This is a genomic window from Clostridium sp. TW13, assembly GCF_024345225.1.
Lineage (GTDB): Bacteria > Bacillota > Clostridia > Clostridiales > Clostridiaceae > Inconstantimicrobium > Inconstantimicrobium mannanitabidum.
The window spans coordinates 830,572-849,593 of record NZ_BROD01000001.1 but is presented as its reverse complement, the minus strand read 5'-3'; the positions used below and the strand labels follow the sequence as shown (position 1 = coordinate 849,593).

Below are 19,022 nucleotides of genomic sequence, written 5' to 3'. Positions count from 1 at the left end.
TCCCCCTATTTAAGAAAAGATATTAAATATTTTTTTAAACAATCCCCTAGCACCAATTCCATTGTTACTTTCATTTCCTCCACCAAGAGTGCTGCTAATTTGTTTTATACATCTTGCCGCATCAGAATTGGGAAATTGTACAGAAAAGGGTACTTGGGATCTTACAGCTTCCACTAGCTTCTTATCATCATAAATTTGCCCTAAATAATTTAATTCAATACTTAGAAACCTATTAACTGCACTATTAAATTTATAATAAGTGTCTGTTCCTTCCTCTTTACTATAAGTTTTATTTACAATGACGCTAGCCTTATCTTTTATTTTAAAGTGATTTACTGCTTTTAGCAAGCTGTAAGCATCGGTTAAAGAGGTTGGTTCTGGAGTTGTAATTACTATTAATTGGTCACAACAAGTGATAAATGCCAAAACACTTCTGTTTATCCCTGCACCTGTGTCCATTAAAATATAATCAAAATCATCAAGACTTTCTAACTTTTCCAAAAATATTTCTCTTTCTCTTTCATTTAAGTCTTCGATTTTGTTTATACCTGAACCTCCTGATAATAATTTTATTCCTTCTGGTCCCTCACATAAAACATCTAGTATATCCATGTTATTTGATATCACATTGAATATGTTATATCTTGGATAAATGCCCATTAATACATCATCATTTCCCATGCCTATATCAGCATCAAATACTAACACCTTATTACCCATTCTTTGCAATTGTATAGCCAGATTTACTACTATATTGCTTTTTCCAACTCCACCCTTACCGGATGTAATAGTAATTATTTTAGCTTTTTTTCTTGGCTCATCATCACTTTCTCTTGCAAGTCTTCTCAATCTTTCTGCTTGATCTAACATATATTATCCTCTCCTAATGATAATTTCACAAGTTTATCTACAGATAGTTCTGCAATATCATCTGGAACATTTTGACCTACAGTTAAAAAACTAACTGGAGTTTTTGCTTTATAAATTATATTAATTATAGAACCATATACTGTGGTTTCATCAAGCTTTGTTATAATTGTATTCTTGTAATTTAAAGCCCTAAACCCTTCTGTAATAGCTGAAATATCTTTATTCTTAGTGGTTGCACTTATAACTAAATGAATGTTATCTGTTTTTACCTTTGATATAAACGCTCTAAGTTCTGATATTTGCATTTGATTTTTACTACTTCTTCCTGTAGTATCAACAAGTATAACATCACAATCTTTTAATGCTTCAATAGCTTCTTCCATTTCCTTAATAGTTATTACAACCTTAAACGGTATATTCATTATTTCAGCATAAGTTTTAAGTTGTTCTACAGCACCTATCCTATATGTATCTATAGTGATTAATCCAACTTTCCTCTTTTCTATTAAAGCTAATCGTCCTGCTAACTTTGCAATAGTAGTAGTTTTCCCCACACCTGTAGGGCCAACTAGAACCATAGCTCCTTCTATTGATTGTGTTGTTAGCCTAATTTTCTTGGACAGTATTTCTTTAATACAATCTATCCAGAGAGCATCGGTATCACTATAATTATTTTTGTACTCTACTAAGATTTCATCAATGACCTCCGCATCGAAATCATTTTTTTCTAAAAATTCTTCTATCTCCTTAATAATAGACTCTTCCTCATTCTCTAAAGGAGATGTTCCCTTTGAAAGATTCTCCAACATCTTTTTCATATCCTTAAGCTCAGTTGCAAGGTTTGGTTCTTCTTTTACATCATTGGTAGTTTCTTTTAATTCTTTATTTTTATTTTCTAAAATTTCTTTAACTTTACTTTGAAGTGGATTGATTTTAAGTTGTTCAACTTCATCAGATTTTTTTTCTGAATTTTCTATAGCAGCGGTAACTTCTATGAGCTTATTTGAAAAGAATCCTTTTATACCTGGCTTTCTTATTTTTCTTTGGCTAATAATAATTGCATCTTTCCCAAGTTCGTATCTTATTCTTGTCATGGCTTCATTCATGTTATTTACTATATATCTTTTTATCAACATCTATATACTCACTACTCCCTCAGTTCTTATCTCAACGTCATTTGGTATCTCATTTAATGATAACACAATTATATGTGGGAATGCCATCTCAATTAGACGTCTAAATGCTGGTCTTATATTGGGAGAAACTAAAATAATTGGTTGATTGTTATGGAAATACACAGAATCAACTGCGTCTCTTATATTGGTAAATATTTTTGTCGTTGTATCTGGGTCAATAGCTGGGAATGAGCCTTGAACTGATTTTTGAAGATTGTTTGATATCATATTTTCCAATTCAGGACTTAATGTTACAACTGTAACTGCTCTATTTTCATTAATCAATTGATTACAAATAGTTCTTGCCAATGAATATCTTACATACTCAGTTAACACTTCAATATCCTTAGTATTTCTTGAGTTATCTGCTAAAGATTCCATGATTGTAACCATATCTTTTATTGGAACCTTTTCTCTTAATAAATTTTGTAATACTTTTTGAAGCTCTCCTATAGTCATTAAATCCGGAATCAACTCATCAACAACTGCGCTGTATTTTTCTCTAGTTGCATCAACAATATCTTTAACTTCTTGTCTTCCTAATAACTCATATGAATGTGATTTTATGGTTTCTGTTAAATGAGTAACCATAACTGTTGTAGGATCAACCACAGTTAAGCCCTTTATTTCAGCTTCTTCCCTTTGATCTTTATTTATCCAAGTTGCTGCCAAGCCAAAGGTTGGTTCAACAGTTCTAATACCAGGAATATCGGCATTATCTCCTACTGGATCCATACATAAAAGCATATTTGGCATAAGCTCTGAAGATACTATTACAGTTCCTCTCAATTTAACAACATATTCATTTGTCTTCAATTGTAAATTATCTCTTATTCTTATTGGTTGAACTACTATACCCATTTCTATAGCACACTGTCTTCTTACTGAAGAAATTCTTTGAAGTAAATCTCCACCTGAACTTTCATCTGCTAATGGGATAAGTCCATATCCAACTTCTATTTCTATAGCCTCAACTGAAAGCAAATTCATTACACTCTCAGGTTCTTTGCTTTCCATTTCAACAATTTCTTCTTCACTTCTTGTATACTCCATAACCTTCTTCTCTTTTTCTGCATTAAATAATACATAAGAAAGAGCTCCTGATCCAACTGCTAATGTCCAAAATGGTACTGTTGGCATGGCTGGAATTATTCCCATAAAAAACATAACTCCAGATGCAAGTGCTAAAACTATTGGAAATCCAGTAAGCTGTTTTGTAAGTGTAGTACCAAAATTGTCATCAGTTCCTGATCTAGTAACCAAAATACCTGATGCAGTAGAAATTAACAATGCTGGAATCTGTGCCATAAGTCCATCACCAACCGTTAGTTTTGTATAGGTTGATGCTGCAGAGGCTACATCCATATTTTTTTGCAACACACCAATTATAATTCCACCAATAATATTAATAAATACAACTAATATACCTACTGTGGCATCTCCCTTTACGAACTTAGACGCACCATCCATTGAACCATAGAAGTCTGCCTCTAATTGAAGGTCTGCTCTTCTTTTCTTCGCTGTAGCTTCATCTATAAGTCCTGAGTTTAAGTCAGCATCAATGCTCATTTGTTTACCTGGCATAGCATCAAGAGTAAATCTTGCAGATACTTCTGAAACTCTGCCTGCACCATTAGTGATAACTATAAATTGAACTATTACTATAATCATGAATATAATAATACCAACTACATAATTTCCTCCGATAACAAACTCACCAAATGCAGCTATAATTTTACCTGCATTGGCTTCGCTTAGAATCAATCTTGTAGATGATATATTAAGTCCCAATCTAAATAAAGTAGTAATCAATAATAAAGTAGGAAACACTGATAAATCTAAAACGTTACTAGAGAACATAGTTATAAGAACTATAACTAATGATATAGTTAAGTTTAAAGCTATCAATAAGTCTAGAATTGCAGGTGGGAATGGTATAATTATCATCAAAATAATACACAAAACCCCTATAGCTACTATAATATCTTGATTGTTCTTCAAACTAAATTTTCTTTTGCCAACTTCCAAGTTGAATTCCTCCTTTATTACTTAAGTTACTTTTTTTGCATCTTATAAACTATAGCTAGGATTTCCGCAATTGCTTGATACAAGTCTTGTGGAATATCTTCTTCTAATTCTACCCTATCATATATTAATCTTGCTAATGGCTTATTTTCTATAATAGGGATATCATTTTCTTTAGCTTTCTCCTTTATATTAAGAGCTATAAGATCTGCTCCTTTTGCTACTAATTTTGGAGCTTGCATTTCACCTTCTATATATTTAAGAGCTACAGCATAATGGGTTGGATTTGTGATTACCACAGTGGCATCTGGAACTGCTTGCATCATTCTACTTCGAGCCATTTCTCTTTGCTTCTGCTTTATCTTTCCCTTAACCTGTGGATCTCCTTCTGCTTGTTTAGCTTCTTCCTTAACTTCTTGTTTTGTCATTTTCATTTCTTTTTTAAATTTGAACTTTTGATATGTAAAATCTGCTATAGCTATTATCACCATAACAATTGTTATTTTTCTAAATATATCTACAATAAGAGATTTAAGCTGTAATCCTATTGTAGGCATATAGGTATTTCCAAATTGCAATATAGTACGAAAATTATCTCTAATAAATCCATATCCTATAAAACCTACCACTGAAACTACTATTAAGTTTTTGCCTAAATCTACGAGACTTCTAGTAGAGAACATATTTTTAAAACCGTTAATTGGATTCAACTTACTAAATGTTGGCTTAAGCGGTTCCTTGATAAACATAAATCCTGTTTGAATAAGGCTAGACACAACCCCTGCAACCATTATGGCGAAAGCTATAGGTAAAAAAGCTTTAGCAACTTGCAATAGTGAAGTTTTTATCATCTCACCCGCAAATACTGGATTAAATTCAAATTTATATCCCATAGAAAAGAAATATACAAAAGCATTCTTTAAATTTGTTACAATATAATTTCCTAAACTTGCTATTACAAATGTACAGGTTAATAAAGTAATTGCTAAATTTACGTCCTTACTTCTTGCTACCTGACCTTTCTTTCTAGCATCTCCTTGTTTCTTTGGAGTTGCTTGTTCTGTCTTATCATCTCCGGCGAATATGAAGAACATAGGTACTGCACCAAATATTCCTTTATATAAATCAGGAAAATAATTAAATGCACTAACAATAAGTTTAACCATTATAGGTAGAGAAATTAAAAAGCTTACAATTCCCACCAATATTTTTATTGGCATGCCAAGAATCATTACTTGAATTTGAGGTACTGTTCTTGAAATCAAGCCTAATACTACATCTGTCATTAAAATAATAAAAACGATAGGTAACGCTATTTTGATTCCAATAATAAAATATTGCACAAATGCATTAAAAACCATCATAATTGATTGTTGAAATATCATTGTTTGCCCCATTTTTACTACAGTATAGCTTTTCACCAACTCTTTAATGACTAAATGGTGCGTATCTGTAACAAAAAATAAGATTATAGCCATCCAATGCAATAATCTTGCAAGTAATGTATTTGTACTTTGTGAAGTAGGATCATACATTGATAGCATTCCAAGACCAATGTGTATATCCATCAAACTACCCGCTAGATTTACCATATGAAATATTAATGAAGTAACAAATCCCATTACAAGTCCAGTCATGATTTCATTAAAGCAATACATTATTAACATATAATTATTTGATATATTATTAACACCGCTATAGTCCACTGTAAAAATTAATATGTATGATACCAGCACTGTAAAAAAGACTTTAAATGTATTGGGCACACCTTTTGGGAAGAAAGATGGAATGATCATAAAAAAAGTTGACATTCTTAGAAATATCAAAAGTATTCCCAATAGATAAGCTGTATTTATCAAGTTTCTTCCTCCTATTTACTTATGGATGCTATAAGATTAAAAATTCTTTCAGTAAATTGTGCCACCTTACTTAGTATAAAACTTCCCAAAAGTAATCCTGTTAATGCTATTCCTACTAACTTAGGTACAAAAGTTAAGGTCTGCTCTTGGATCTGAGTAGTTGCTTGAAATATACTTATCACTAAACCAATTACCAATCCTACAACTAAAAATGGCCCTGCCACATAAAGAGATGTCATCATTGTGTCCTTTATTATTCCAATGACCATACTTTCTGACATTTAAATCACCTCACATAAAACTTGAGATCAGAGATTTCACCAACAAATACCATCCATCTACCATAACAAATAACAATAACTTAAATGGTAAAGACACCATTGCTGGAGGTAACATGAACATACCCATAGACATAAGCACACTGGCTACAACCATATCTATAATCAAGAATGGTAAGTATATTAAAAATCCTATTTCAAAACCTTTCTTTAATTCTCCAATTGCAAAGGCTGGTACTACTGCTGTTAGTGGAACATTATCTTTAGTTATTTTTGATCTATCATATTTTCCAGCTTCCAAAAACAACTCTAAGTCTTTCTGCCTTGTTTGCTTAAGCATAAACTCTCTCAAAGGCTTGGAGCCTTTATCAATAGCTTCCTGCTGAGTTATCTTATTTTCCATATATGGTTTAAAGGCTGAATCATTAATTTGATTATAAACAGGCATCATTATAAATACTGTTAAAAATAATGCAAGACCTACCATTACCTGATTAGGTATAGCCTGCTGAGCACCTATGGCACTCTTCAAAAATGAAAATGTAACTACTATTCTTACAAAGCATGTCATCATTATTAAAAATGACGGCAATAACGTAAGAGCAGTTAAAAATATAAGTAATTTGATATTAGATACATAATCCTTAGGTGTGCTCTGCTTTCCGTCTACTGAAATATTTACATTAGGTATTCCTGTTGTATTTGGAGCAGCCTGTGCTGTTTTAGAATTAACATAGGTTGCAATTACTACCCCTAGTATGGTTAAACACAGTACTAATAAGACCTTCCATTTCTTCTTCATTTTCCTCTTCCTTTAAAGTTTATATTACGTAGCTTCTGTTTTAAATTAGAAGCTACGTCATTGTATTTATTCATCATTTCTTCTCTATATTTCTTTTGTTCTTCTTCCATATCTTCAATTTCTTCTTTAGATATCTCATCCAATATTTCAACTTTCTTAGGGTTACAAGACATTACATATCCCTTTCCCCTTATCTTAACTATCATTATTGAATTTTCCTTTGATATTTGTGCTTTTTCAATTACTTTTATCTGTTTGCTTCTTCCTGGAGAGTCCATAGTTTTGTTTCCAAACTTAGCCAACAAGTATATCATTAATAATATTATGGCTAATGCTATTATAACCTTTATAAATTCTAGCAATAGATCTGCCAACCCTATCTCCTCTTTCCTATTGGATAATTAAATCTTGAGTAAGTACTTCTATAAATCTACCCTTAGTCAACTTTTTATCAAGCAATTCAACTAATTGTTTTTTAGTTATTTCTAATGAATGAGCATCTGTAGCTTGAGCAGCTGCAAAAAAGTCCTCTTGTTTCTTAGATTGTAAATATTCAAGGGTTATACTCTTAAGCTCAGGTTGCAATTCTGTTAATTCTGTTGCTAAATCCTTATTAGTAGAATCATAACTAACCTTAAGACTGGTTTTTAAATATTTATTAGTGTTTCTATCTCCTGTTAAATTAACTACAAATTCACCTAAATCAAAGTAAGCTGGTTTTACTACTGCTACAGCTTTAGTTGTAGTTCCAGAGTCTTGTTTACCCTTCATTAAGAAGTAAACTCCTCCACCTACTCCTCCTCCTACAAGTAATATCGATATAAGTAATATTATAACAAACTTTATACTTCCTCCACCTGATTTTACTTCAGTATCTTTTTCTTTCTTTTTCTTTGCCATTTTATTATTCCCCCTTATTTGATGTTAGTATAATTATATTTATCCTTCTATTTTGGGCTCTATTTTCTGGTGTATCATTACTAACCAAAGGTCTATATTCACCATATCCTTCAGCACCAAATCTTTTAGGATCTAATTTCTTATATTCAACAAAATATCTTAATACATTAACGGCCCTGTTTGTAGACAGTTCCCAATTGCTTTCAAATTTAAAGGTATTTATAGGCACATTATCTGTATGCCCTTCTATTTCAATATTATTCTTCACCTGACTTATAAATTTTGCAATTCTATCTAGCAAGTCTTTTGAACTTGGTATCAAATCTGCCTTAGCAGATTCAAATAATACACTATCTTTTACTTGTATTATCACACCTCTACTATCATTTTTCACTTCAACATCATTTTTCATTGAATTGCTATTAACATAATCTTCAACTATTTTAAACATATCTTGTGGTTCTAATGTGTCTACTTTATTATCTATTCCATCTTTTGAATTGTTATTTGAGTTCATATTATTCTGTGCTGCAGATATAGAGTTATTATGTGAATATGTTCCTTTAGATTTTGCAGCTACAAAATCAACTTTTTTTTGTTCTTTCTCTGTGATACAAAACAAAAATATAAAGAAAGCAAGTATTACAGTAATGCAGGTAGAATAAGTATTAATCCACAGATTCTCCGTAAAATCATCACCACTTTTCTTCTTTCTTCTAGCCATTTTATATCACTTCCTCTTGTTTTAGTGCAGTTTTTTCTTTTATAAGTTCTAATCTTTCCTTTGGTGATAAATAGGCTATCAATTTTTCTTCTATAATCCCTGCACTTGCACCAGATTGTATTAGTAAAATACCTTCAAGCATCATTTCTTTTACCTTAGTTTCTTTTTCGGATTTTACATTTAAATTTTGTGCTGTTGGAAGTAACAACAAGTTTGACAAAAGAACTCCATAAAAAACTGTAACAAGCGCCTTTGCCATACCTATAGTTATACTTGACACATCTGACATACCTGACCCTAACATTTGAATTAACCCTACTAGAGTACCTATCATCCCAAATGCAGGAGCATAATTAGCCCAAGTTTTAAATATGTTGATTCCTACTTTATGCCTAGCTTCAGCTTCGTCAATTTCCAGATTCATTACTTCTTTTATTACCTCTGGCTCAACTCCATCAATAACCATCTGTAATCCCTTTTGCATGAAAGAATCCTGAAATTCCACAAGGTTATCCTCTAAAGAAAGTAAACCTTCAATTCTTGCTTTTTTTGATACCCCTATAAATTGGCTTAAAATGATTTTGCAAGAAGTATTATCTCTTTTAAAGCTTTGCTTGAATATTTTACCGATATCTTTAAGCTCTTCCAAGCTATATGTAATAATTAATGCACAAAAAGAACCTCCGACAGTTATTAAAATAGCTGTCAGATTATAAAATACAGTTAAATCAGTCCCCCCTATACTCATTCCAAATAGAATCAATATAGTTCCACCTATAATGCCTATTGGAGTTAAGGTATCAGATTTCTTCATTTCAAATTTCATCTCCTAAAACTTCATATTAAAAATCTTATTTTTATATGAGATAACTTTACTTACAACTTCATCAGAAGAATCTATTACTAGATACTTCTTTCCATTGGTTAATGTTATTACAGTTTCAGGAACTTCTTCTATCTTTTCAATATGTTCTGCATTTAATATGAAACTTTCATTGTTTAATCCTGTAACTTCTATCATAATACCCCTCCAAATTATTTATTATGAGGAAGTTACCAAATGGCAACATCCTCATAACAGAATTTCTTATCTATTTAACTATCTCTTTAAGTTTATGATTTCTTGAAGTATTTCATCACCAGTATTTATCATCTTTCCTGATGCTTGGAAAGCTCTAGTTGCTGTAATCATATCAGTGAATTGAGCTGCTAAATCAACATTTGATAATTCTAGCATTCCCCCAAGTACTTGTCCAAATCCCTTTGAATTATCATCACCTTTTGTCTCAAGACCACTTTTAACAATAGCATCTCCTGAGTTGGCTGATTTAGTATATAAATTTCCACCAAGCTTTTGTAAACCTTCTGGATTCTTAAAGCTTGCTAAAGCTATTTGTCCAACAGCTGCTGTAGAACCATCCTCTAAAGCACAGTTAATAACACCAGTACTATCTATACTAAATGATTTTACCTTTAATTCAGTATCTGTACCTGCTATCTTAATCTTATCTGGAATCTTTAATGATTTTAATGTTCCATCAAAAGCCTTTGGTTTCTTACTTCCATCAATAAAACTAACATTTCCATCTGCATCTAAACTTTCGATAGGAGTACCACCCGCTGCTTCGTCTGACGGAATTCCTGTTAATGTTGTTATTGCACCTGCTGATGAAACCTTAATAGTCTGATCGATACCTTTATCTTTTAGTGCTGATGCTATAGCTCTTTGAACTTCAGTTGTTGTTAATGTACCTGATGTAAAATCACCATTTATTGATATTGTTTTGCTTGCTTCATCTACCTTAGCAGAAGTTTGTGTACCTGATGTCACTTTTCCTATAGTTATTTGGTATCCATTTAAAGCTGATCCAGCCCCTATTGTAAAATTCATACCGAAAACAGGCTTGTCTGGTTGCACTGGTGCCTTAAGATCAGCACCACCATCTATTGAATTAGAATCTAAGCCAGTTATCGCTTTTGGACTACCCTGAATATTAACTGATTGAGAATCAGACAATGAACTAGCACTATAATATGTTTTTAATTTATCATTTATAAGACTTTCCAAATGTGTAATGTCTACATTTGGGTCTCTGAAATTTGATGAAATTTGTATTTCTTGAACAGGTGTACCAGTAGTGGCTGTAGCTGGTACAAAATTAACAGCATCAGGTCCATCTATATCTACAATTTTTATACTTGTATTATTAAAATCAACACCTTTTGGTAAGGTGATTTTAAGACCATTTAAATTAACAGTAGAAGGTGATGCTAAATCCACCCCTAAAGTATTTGAAGTGGCAGTATTAGCAGTAATAGTCACCGAACCGCTGGTTGTAGCTGAACCAACTGAAGTAACTTGAACATCTTGTATACCACTATCATACAATTTATCATTGATTGCAGTTGATATTGTATTGGAATCAGCAACCGTACTACCAGAAGTAGTGTTAGTTGAAACAACTACCTTTATTTTTCTAGAACTTGCATCTATTGATACTGCAGGAGCAGTGGCTGCATCTTTGGTAGAATCTTGTGAAATTTCAAAAGTATATCCATTAAGTTGAGATCCTTTTGTTCCATCTGCTGAATAAGATCTTGTTGCTCCTGTATTTGATAATAAATTTGTTCCGCTTGAAACCATTCCAAAGGTTATTGAAGGAGAAGTTCCAAATGTTCCACCTGGTGCTGATTGCTTAGTACCTGCATTATCAGCCTTTGTAACTAACTGTGAAAGTGTGGATTCTTGTCCTGTAACAGTAACTGTTTGTGAAATACCATTAGTCTTTAATGCATCGTTTATAGCTTGTCTTAAGGACTCTATTGAAACATTCCCTGAAGTTAAGAAATCACCATTTATTTTTATCATTTTTGTTCCTGAAGTAATTAGACTAGCAGTAGTTTGTCCACTTTGGTTTATCTTTCCTAGTTCAAGAGAATACCCATTTAAACCAGATCCTTCAGTGAATTTAAATGTAAAGCCAGCAAGACTTACAGTGTTTGGAGCTGTTGCATCTGATCCTCCTGAAATAGCTTTAGTATTTACATTGTCATACTTATGTGGAGGATTATAAGCTGTAACTCTTTGAGAAATTCCTACACCTGATAATCCTTTATTAATTGCACTAGTAACTTGGTCTGCTGTTAAAGTTGAATCTGTAGTAAAGTCTCCATTTACAACTATAGTTTTAGAAGCTGTATCTATATCAGCAGATGTTGCTGTACCAGCACTAATTGTTCCCAAAGTGAATTTATATCCATTTAATTGCGTTCCTGGTCCTAACTTAAAGTTCATATCAAAAGCACCAATATCTGATGGACTCTTGCTAGTTGGTGCTAATCCATTATCATCATTTGTTACCGCATATCCTAAAACTCTATATCCTTTTGATGTAAGAAGATTTCCTTGTTGATCAAGAATAAATGATCCATCTCTTGTATACATCATTTCTGAACCTGAGTTTGCTAAAGACTGATCTGTTATTCCATGAGAACCTGCTCTATGACTTACTTGAAGTGTTGAATCTCCATATATTGAAGGTCCCTTACTTACCATGAAAAATTGGCTATCTCCGTCAATAGCTAGATCAAGAGCTCTTCCTGTTGAATTTAAAGTTCCTTGAGTCATTACTGTATCTATACTTGATAGTTGAACTCCAAGACCTACTTGTTGTGAGTTTAAACCACCTTGAGTTGCTGTTGGTGCTGTAGCATCACTTATATTTTGAGATAGCATATCTTGAAACTTAGCTGTTGATGACTTGAACGCAGTTGTTCCAACGTTTGCTATATTATTACCTATTACATCTATTCTTGTTTGATTTGCCTTCATACCAGATATTCCTGAGTACATTGATTTTAACATATTGTGACCTCCATAAATTTGTTTATTTATCTTGCTTCTATCGTTCCACAAGAATGAGCCCCCTTATATAAGGTCCAGCTCTATAAAATTACTACACTATCGATATTTGTAAAAACATTATCCTTTGCTCTTTCATTATCAATGGCGGTTATTATAGTATTATTTTCAACACTGGCCACTATAGCCATATTTTTATACAACATTAAGGTATTCTTTGAACCCTTTTCCCTAGCCTTCTCTAATCCAGTAGCAATAGAATTATAATCTTCCGAACTAAACTGAACTCCTTTAAGCCTTTCTGCCGCATGATTTGAAATGGTATATCCTGCATTATGACTAGTTTTACTAATTTCATTTTTTAATAATTCTGAGAAGTTTGCATCTTTTACTTTTTGATTTAAATTCTTACCTGATACTGAATCTATACCTTGTTGAGTACTACCAACATTTATTTTTCCTACAGAATAAACTTGTCCATTAACTATTCTATATCCCATTAGTTGCCTGTACTTTTACTTGTAGTATCTGATGGTAATTCAACTTTGTTAATCTTGTCTAGGGTAAATTGTTTTATTTCTGTTGAACCTGAAAGTTTCACATTTACTTTTACTACACCATTATCTTTAACGGCTCCAATAACTGTTCCACTATAGCTAATGCTTTTACCATTAGCATCTGTATCTGCTGCTTCAATATTCTTGCCAATAAATGATGTTGCAAGCGAGAAAGTGCTGTTTCCATATATATTACTTATACCATCTAAAGTATAATCTCTTGGATATAATGTAGATTTGATATCTGATACATCAAAATCCTTTACTGCATTTTGTCCATTGTTGTTGTATTCTACACTGATAGTATGAGTATTTCCACTATTAGTTACTGCTCTAATTATTCCTGAAATCGGGTTTCCAGCTGGATCTGTTTCTTTAAGAGTAACTGCTTTTCCAAGTAATGAGTTATATGATGAATTTGTCATTGTAGATGTCATGTTTTGCATCTGTTCTAAACTTGAAAATTGAGCAAGTTGAGCTACATATTGTGTAGAATCTTGGTTATTTGTTGGATCTTGATTGCTTAACTCTGCTGATAAAATCTTTAGAAAAGCATTCTTATCCATATCTTCTCCCGGCTTTCTAATTGGAGTTCCTCGTGTGGTAGCTCTAGAGGTTCCAGTAGCATAAGTTTTAGCTGCATCCATAAAGTCTGACATAATTTATTCTCCTTTCTCTATACAAAAATATTTAAACTTGATAATCCTGTATCTTCAGCTTCATCTTCGTCTAAAATTTCTCCTGATAAACTCGTATTTGTTTGATTTGAGTTATCTTTATTTCCACTATTACCTTTTGATAATTGTTGGCCAAAGCTTGACTCATTTCTATAGAAGGTTGTATCCTCGTTGTAAAGTGATATATTCACTTCCGTAATCTTAATATTTTCATTGTTTAATGCATTCTTTATTTCCTGGGAATTAATTAAGTTATAAGTATCTTTTGATGAAACTTGCAAATTAGCCTTCATAGAATCTCCTTGAGCCACTAATTTAATAGTTATTTCTCCAAGAGTTCCTGGGTTAACTTTTACAGTAAGTTCTCTCATATCATTTGATTGCATATACTTAACTGATTTTACAATATCCTGCGCCATTGTGTTTCTGTTCACTATAGGTTCTTCTAGCTTTTCAAGATTTTCAAGAGGCTTGAATTCAGTTAATCTATTAGCTATATTACTAAATTTTGAATTATCATTATCGTTATTTAGTATTTTGCTCAATACTTCATCATCCTTAGATTCTTTTGAACCTTCTGCTTGTTTTGTTAAATCAGTACTTAAAAAGTTATTTTTTGTAGCTGATTTATTGTTAGATTGATTAGGGTCAAAATTACTATCACTTTGATTTGCTTTTACTTCATCAATCTTAGTTAATTTATTACTTATTTCCGATATAATTTGCTTAAATGTAGAATTCTGATCATTAGCAGAATCCTTACTAGAAACTTTTGCATCTACAGTTTGTAATAAAGTCTTTATTGTTTGTAGAGTTTCTTTTAAACTTACAAGTTGCTGTGGATTTTCTCCTTTAGCAGTCACTTGCTCTATTAATTTTGAAATTTTATCGAAAGCATTTTTAAATTGTTCGTGCAAACCTTCAACTTTTTTTCCATCACCTGTATTCAAATTGTTATTAAGTAACTTTTGAATATTGGTATCTGCACTGCCATTTAATAACTCTTGAATATTAACTGAAGCATCACTGTTTAAAAGTTGTAGCAGCTCATTTGCATTATTTGCTAAAGTAACATTTAATACATCTGTGTTTAGATTTGTATTTGTATTTGTATTTGAATCTTTTAATTCTTTAAAGGACTCTAACATATTCTTAGCAAATTCTTTTAAATCTGAATTTGAAGAATTCAACAATTGTTGTAATGCTTGCTCTATTGAGCTATTAACATTTGCTACTTTTAAGTCAGTAGCAACCACATTACCTTCTTCTGCTTTAGAACCTTCATTAGAAATCTTGACATTATTTGAACTACTATCTGCTTTTACAAGTAACGCTTGAAGAAGCTCTGCAAGTATAGTTTCCATACTTTCTTCTACATCTTTAACTGATACTACTTTCTTATCATCGTCTTCAACTGTTTTCTCATCTACTCCTACATTATCATTTTGAGATTTTGCAGTTACTTTCGTAGAATTTTTTGCATCAGTTGAAATATTATCAGCATTTTTTGTCTCTGAATTTGATGTATCATCTTTTTGAGAAATAGAATTTGTATTGCTTACTGTGGAATCACTAGCAATTTTAGAATTACCACCATTTGCATTACTACTCTTTGTACTCTCATCTAATACTTCCTTAAATGATTTTGAATTATCATTTTCATTGCTTTTTGAACTTGAAGCATTAACATTAGAAGTTTGTGTTGTATTTACTGAAATTTGAATATTATTTACTATATCCACTGCTTTTTCACCTCCTTTCAATATCTACTGTTCTTTTCTTAGAAAAGCATACAATGCTAACTCATCTATAGTAACCTGCTCTTTTCTATTCTCTTCTGCTACAAACTGTGCATATCTCTTATCCTTGATTATCTCAACTGTCTTTCTTTCCATTTGTTTTATTTTTAAATCATTTCTTCTAATCTCTAATTCACTTTCTTTTACAGCAAGTTCTTTTTCTTTTTGCTTAATTCCTCTGTTTAATGCATTTATGTAATTTCTCTTTATTTTTTGGTAGGCCGCATTTTCATTCTTTTTCAAAATTTTATTTTTTTCATACTTCTCATTAAGATCATTTATCTCATTTTCGACCTTAAGCTTCTCTTCTTGGATTTTCTTGAACAGCCTTACACTTTCATTTTCTTTTTCTTGTCTTATTTCCAGTACCTTTTCTAATTTAAATTTAAATGCTTTCTCCATACTCCTAACCTCTAAACATATTTACTAATTCATTAATATTATCATCAAAGGTTGTTTTCTCATCAATCTTTTGTCTCAAATATTGATTTAAAGCATCATTATATGCAATAGCTTTATCTATTTTATTATTACTTCCTCTTGCATAAGCTCCTATATTAATCAAATCTTCTGATTCTTTATATGTTGCCAATAAATCTCTTGCTGCAGAGGCAGCTTCTTTATGAATATCTTCTGCAATGCTAGGCATAAGTCTTGAAACTGAATTTAATATATCTATAGCTGGATAATGGTTTTTATGAGCTAAGGCTCTTGATAAAACTATATGTCCATCTAGTATACCTCTCACAGCATCCGCTATTGGTTCATTGAAATCATCACCATCAACTAGAACTGTATAAAATGCTGTAATAGAACCTCTTTCTGATGTTCCTGATCTCTCCATAAGTTTAGGAAGCTTTGCAAATACTGAAGGAGTATATCCTTTAGTTGCTGGAGGTTCTCCTATTGCAAGACCAACCTCTCTTTGCGCCATAGCGAATCTTGTAACTGAGTCCATCATCAGAATCACTTTTTTTCCTTTATCTCTAAAGTACTCTGCTATAGCTGTTCCTGTAAGTGCTCCTTTAAGTCTAACAAGAGCTGGTTGATCTGAAGTGGCACACACAACTACAGATTTCTTCATACCTTCTGGTCCCAAATCTTTTTCAATAAAATCTAGAACCTCTCTACCTCTTTCACCTATTAGTGCAATTACATTCACATCTGCTTCCGCTTCTCTTGCTATCATACCTAAGGTTGTACTCTTACCAACACCACTACCTGCAAATATACCAATTCTTTGACCTTCTCCACAGGTTAAGAATCCATCAATAGCTCTTACTCCTGTTGGCATGATTTCTTTAATTCTTTTTCTTTTCATTGGATCTGGAGGTTCATTTTCCAGAGGATAATCTTCTCCGAATTTTATTTCTTGTCCATCTAAAGGAGTTCCCAAACCATCAAGAATTTTTCCTAGAAGATCATCACCACATTTAACGCTTAATGGTTTGTTTTCTGGTACTACTCTGCATCCTGCAGAAATACCAATTAACTCTCCTAAAGGCATTAAGATAACATATCCATCTTTAAATCCAACCACTTCACATTTTATAGCCCTATTTTTCTCGTTATATATAGTACATAGCTCCCCTACAAAAGCTGTTATACCTTCTACCTCAATAGTAAGACCTATTACTTTTACAACTTTACCTTCATTAAAATAAGTTTCTGTGTTTCTAATTGTACTTTTTAAGCTTTCATAATTTATATCTATCATGTTATCACCCTTAGAAAATTTCTTCTCTTATTTTCTCTAAGCCTATATCTATTCCTACTGTGGTTTTTCCATTTTCCTTTTCAATTATTGCATTACCTGGATCTAATAATTTATCAACTACAATAAAAATACTTGCCTCTTGAGCATAAGTTTGTTTCCAAAGTTCAACTTTGCTGTTAAGCTCCTCCACATGAACTTCATTACATCTTATTACAAATGATTTAGAATTCTTAGATTTTTCTATAACTTCATCAACCATATGGGTTATTCCCTCTGGTGTCTCTAATTCTTTTCTTATAACTGTATTGGCAATCTGCATCGCTAATTCAATGATGCTCATTTTCTTTTCAATCATGTAAGCTTCATAATCCTTTTTGGCACTTAACATAATAGAGTTTGCATTTTCTATTATTCTATTTGCTTCTTCTAATGCTCTTTCTATATTATTTTCATATGCTTCATTGTAACCAGCTTTTTGCCCATCTTCGTAACCATTTTGATTTCCTTGAGTATATCCTTTTTCATAAGCTTCTCGTTCAATTTCTATTGCACGAATATTAGCTTCACTTATAATAGACTCTCTTTTATCACTTGCTGCTTTTACTATCTTATCTGCCATAGCTCTATAATCTTCTAAATTTATTGATTCGGTACAAACTTGTCCACCTTCTGTTTCAATTAATCGGTTTACCTTTTTTTCGTACTCTGTAACTATGGCTTTTTCACCAGCTGTAATAACATTAGTGTTCTTTATTACATTATACGATGATTGCATCTTCTCCACCTCTTGAAATTATTATTTCTCCAGCGTCGTCTAACCTTCTAATAATTGATACAATCTTCTGTTGAGCTTTTTCAACATCTGTAATTCTTACTGGACCTAGATATTCCATATCTTCTTTTAAAGATGCAGCAGCTCTCTTAGATTGGTTCTTAAATATAGCATTTGCAACTTCTTCTGAACATCCCTTAAGTGCAAGAGCAAGTTCCTTATTATCAACCTCTCTAAGAACTCTTTGAATTGCAACGTCATCAAGAAGAATGATATCCTCAAATACAAACATTGAGCTCTTGATTTTATCAGCAAGCTCAGCATCTTCTCTTTCAAGTCCTTCTGTAATATTCTTTTCTGTAGTTCTATCAACTTGGTTAAGAATATCAACAATAGTTTGAAGACCTCCTATAACAGTAGTTTCAGTTCTAACTACACTAGATAACTTGCTTTCAAGAACCTTTTCTATTTCCTTTACTACCATAGGTGAAGTACTGCTCATTGTAGCCAATCTATATGCCACATCACTTTGTAAATCTTCTGGTAATTCAGCAATAACTTGAGCTGCCTTATCGGATTGAAGATAACATAAAATTAAAGCGATAGTTTGTGGATGCTCATTAGCTATAACATTTATTAATTGATGCGCATCTGCCCTTCTTGCTATAGCAAAAGGTCTGTATTGTTGAGTTGCTTCAGAAACTTTTTCTAAAATTTCTTGTGCTTTTTGCTGACCTAAAGCTTTTCCAAGAAGAACCTTTGCATAATCTAATCCGCCTTCTTTTATATAATCTCTAGCTTGATTCATAGCTAGAAACTCATCTAATATTTCCTTTCTTATATCTGAAGAAACTGTTGTTATATTAGCTATTTCATAAGTTATTTTTTGTATTTCACTTTCTGGCAATCTCTTAATTATTGCTGAAGAAGCCTCTGGACCAAGAGTAATAAACAATATAGCTGCCTTTTGTATTCCTGTTAATTTACCTTCTTTGGTCATTATTA

General features: G+C 31.9%; 19 protein-coding genes. All 19 read right to left on the bottom strand.

The features are described from left to right. Nucleotides 1-9 precede the first annotated feature (9 nt). The 19 genes from OCU47_RS03990 to fliG all read right to left on the bottom strand — a co-directional run bounded on the left by OCU47_RS03990 (nt 10) and on the right by fliG (nt 19,017). On the bottom strand, nt 10-870 hold the full coding sequence (locus OCU47_RS03990; protein WP_261827299.1) for a MinD/ParA family protein: 861 nt from the start codon (nt 868-870) through the stop codon (nt 10-12). Next, complete coding sequence (flhF, locus tag OCU47_RS03985; RefSeq protein ID WP_261827298.1) at nt 864-2,006, bottom strand: flagellar biosynthesis GTPase FlhF; 1,143 nt, start codon at nt 2,004-2,006, stop codon at nt 864-866. Before flhF ends, OCU47_RS03990 begins: the two co-directional genes overlap by 7 nt. Continuing rightward, on the bottom strand, nt 2,007-4,073 hold the full coding sequence (flhA, locus tag OCU47_RS03980; protein WP_261827297.1) for a flagellar biosynthesis protein FlhA: 2,067 nt from the start codon (nt 4,071-4,073) through the stop codon (nt 2,007-2,009). It lies immediately after the preceding gene. Between the two features lie 26 nt (nt 4,074-4,099). Continuing rightward, nucleotides 4,100-5,929, bottom strand: coding sequence for a fused FliR family export protein/FlhB family type III secretion system protein (locus OCU47_RS03975; RefSeq protein WP_261827296.1), 1,830 nt, complete (start codon nt 5,927-5,929; stop codon nt 4,100-4,102). 11 nt (nt 5,930-5,940) lie between these two features. After that, nucleotides 5,941-6,210 (bottom strand): flagellar biosynthesis protein FliQ, encoded by a 270-nt coding sequence (gene fliQ, locus OCU47_RS03970; RefSeq protein ID WP_261827295.1) that lies wholly within the window; start codon nt 6,208-6,210, stop codon nt 5,941-5,943. Nucleotides 6,211-6,220: 10 nt separating this feature from the next. Then, on the bottom strand, nt 6,221-7,009 hold the full coding sequence (gene fliP / locus OCU47_RS03965; RefSeq protein ID WP_261827294.1) for a flagellar type III secretion system pore protein FliP: 789 nt from the start codon (nt 7,007-7,009) through the stop codon (nt 6,221-6,223). After that, entirely contained in the window at nt 7,006-7,383 is a 378-nt protein-coding gene (locus OCU47_RS03960; RefSeq protein ID WP_261827293.1) for a flagellar biosynthetic protein FliO, read from the bottom strand. Before OCU47_RS03960 ends, fliP begins: the two co-directional genes overlap by 4 nt. 16 nt (nt 7,384-7,399) lie before the next feature. Further along, a complete protein-coding gene (locus OCU47_RS03955) occupies nt 7,400-7,909 on the bottom strand; it encodes a flagellar basal body-associated FliL family protein (protein ID WP_261827292.1) in 510 nt (169 codons plus the stop codon). A gap of 4 nt (nt 7,910-7,913) precedes the next feature. Beyond that, the gene (locus tag OCU47_RS03950) at nt 7,914-8,633 is read right to left on the bottom strand and encodes an OmpA family protein (RefSeq protein WP_261827291.1); all 720 of its coding nucleotides are present in this window, start codon (nt 8,631-8,633) and stop codon (nt 7,914-7,916) included. 1 nt (nt 8,634) lies between these two features. After that, nucleotides 8,635-9,447, bottom strand: a complete 813-nt coding sequence (locus OCU47_RS03945; RefSeq protein ID WP_261827290.1) for a motility protein A — start codon at nt 9,445-9,447, stop codon at nt 8,635-8,637. Nucleotides 9,448-9,462: 15 nt separating this feature from the next. Further along, on the bottom strand, nt 9,463-9,654 hold the full coding sequence (locus tag OCU47_RS03940; RefSeq protein ID WP_261827289.1) for a flagellar FlbD family protein: 192 nt from the start codon (nt 9,652-9,654) through the stop codon (nt 9,463-9,465). A 78-nt stretch (nt 9,655-9,732) separates the two neighbouring features. Continuing rightward, nucleotides 9,733-12,498 (bottom strand): flagellar hook-basal body complex protein, encoded by a 2,766-nt coding sequence (locus OCU47_RS21815; protein WP_261827288.1) that lies wholly within the window; start codon nt 12,496-12,498, stop codon nt 9,733-9,735. 80 nt (nt 12,499-12,578) lie between these two features. Further along, nucleotides 12,579-12,995: a TIGR02530 family flagellar biosynthesis protein gene (locus tag OCU47_RS03930; RefSeq protein WP_261827287.1), complete on the bottom strand. Its 417-nt coding sequence runs from the start codon at nt 12,993-12,995 to the stop codon at nt 12,579-12,581. After that, nucleotides 12,995-13,711 (bottom strand): flagellar hook assembly protein FlgD, encoded by a 717-nt coding sequence (locus OCU47_RS03925; protein WP_261827286.1) that lies wholly within the window; start codon nt 13,709-13,711, stop codon nt 12,995-12,997. Before OCU47_RS03925 ends, OCU47_RS03930 begins: the two co-directional genes overlap by 1 nt. Nucleotides 13,712-13,728: 17 nt before the next feature. Next, a complete protein-coding gene (locus OCU47_RS03920) occupies nt 13,729-15,471 on the bottom strand; it encodes a flagellar hook-length control protein FliK (protein ID WP_261827285.1) in 1,743 nt (580 codons plus the stop codon). Nucleotides 15,472-15,495: 24 nt separating this feature from the next. Beyond that, nucleotides 15,496-15,930 carry a flagellar export protein FliJ gene (gene fliJ, locus OCU47_RS03915; RefSeq protein ID WP_261827284.1) on the bottom strand — a complete coding sequence of 145 codons (435 nt, stop codon included), beginning with the start codon at nt 15,928-15,930 and terminating at the stop codon, nt 15,496-15,498. Between the two features lie 4 nt (nt 15,931-15,934). After that, nucleotides 15,935-17,245, bottom strand: coding sequence for a flagellar protein export ATPase FliI (fliI, locus tag OCU47_RS03910; protein ID WP_261827283.1), 1,311 nt, complete (start codon nt 17,243-17,245; stop codon nt 15,935-15,937). A gap of 10 nt (nt 17,246-17,255) precedes the next feature. Further along, complete coding sequence (locus tag OCU47_RS03905) at nt 17,256-18,020, bottom strand: FliH/SctL family protein (protein ID WP_261827282.1); 765 nt, start codon at nt 18,018-18,020, stop codon at nt 17,256-17,258. Next, nucleotides 18,004-19,017, bottom strand: a complete 1,014-nt coding sequence (gene fliG / locus OCU47_RS03900; protein ID WP_261827281.1) for a flagellar motor switch protein FliG — start codon at nt 19,015-19,017, stop codon at nt 18,004-18,006. The genes OCU47_RS03905 and fliG overlap by 17 nt, the downstream gene beginning before the upstream one ends. Nucleotides 19,018-19,022: the final 5 nt, after the last annotated feature.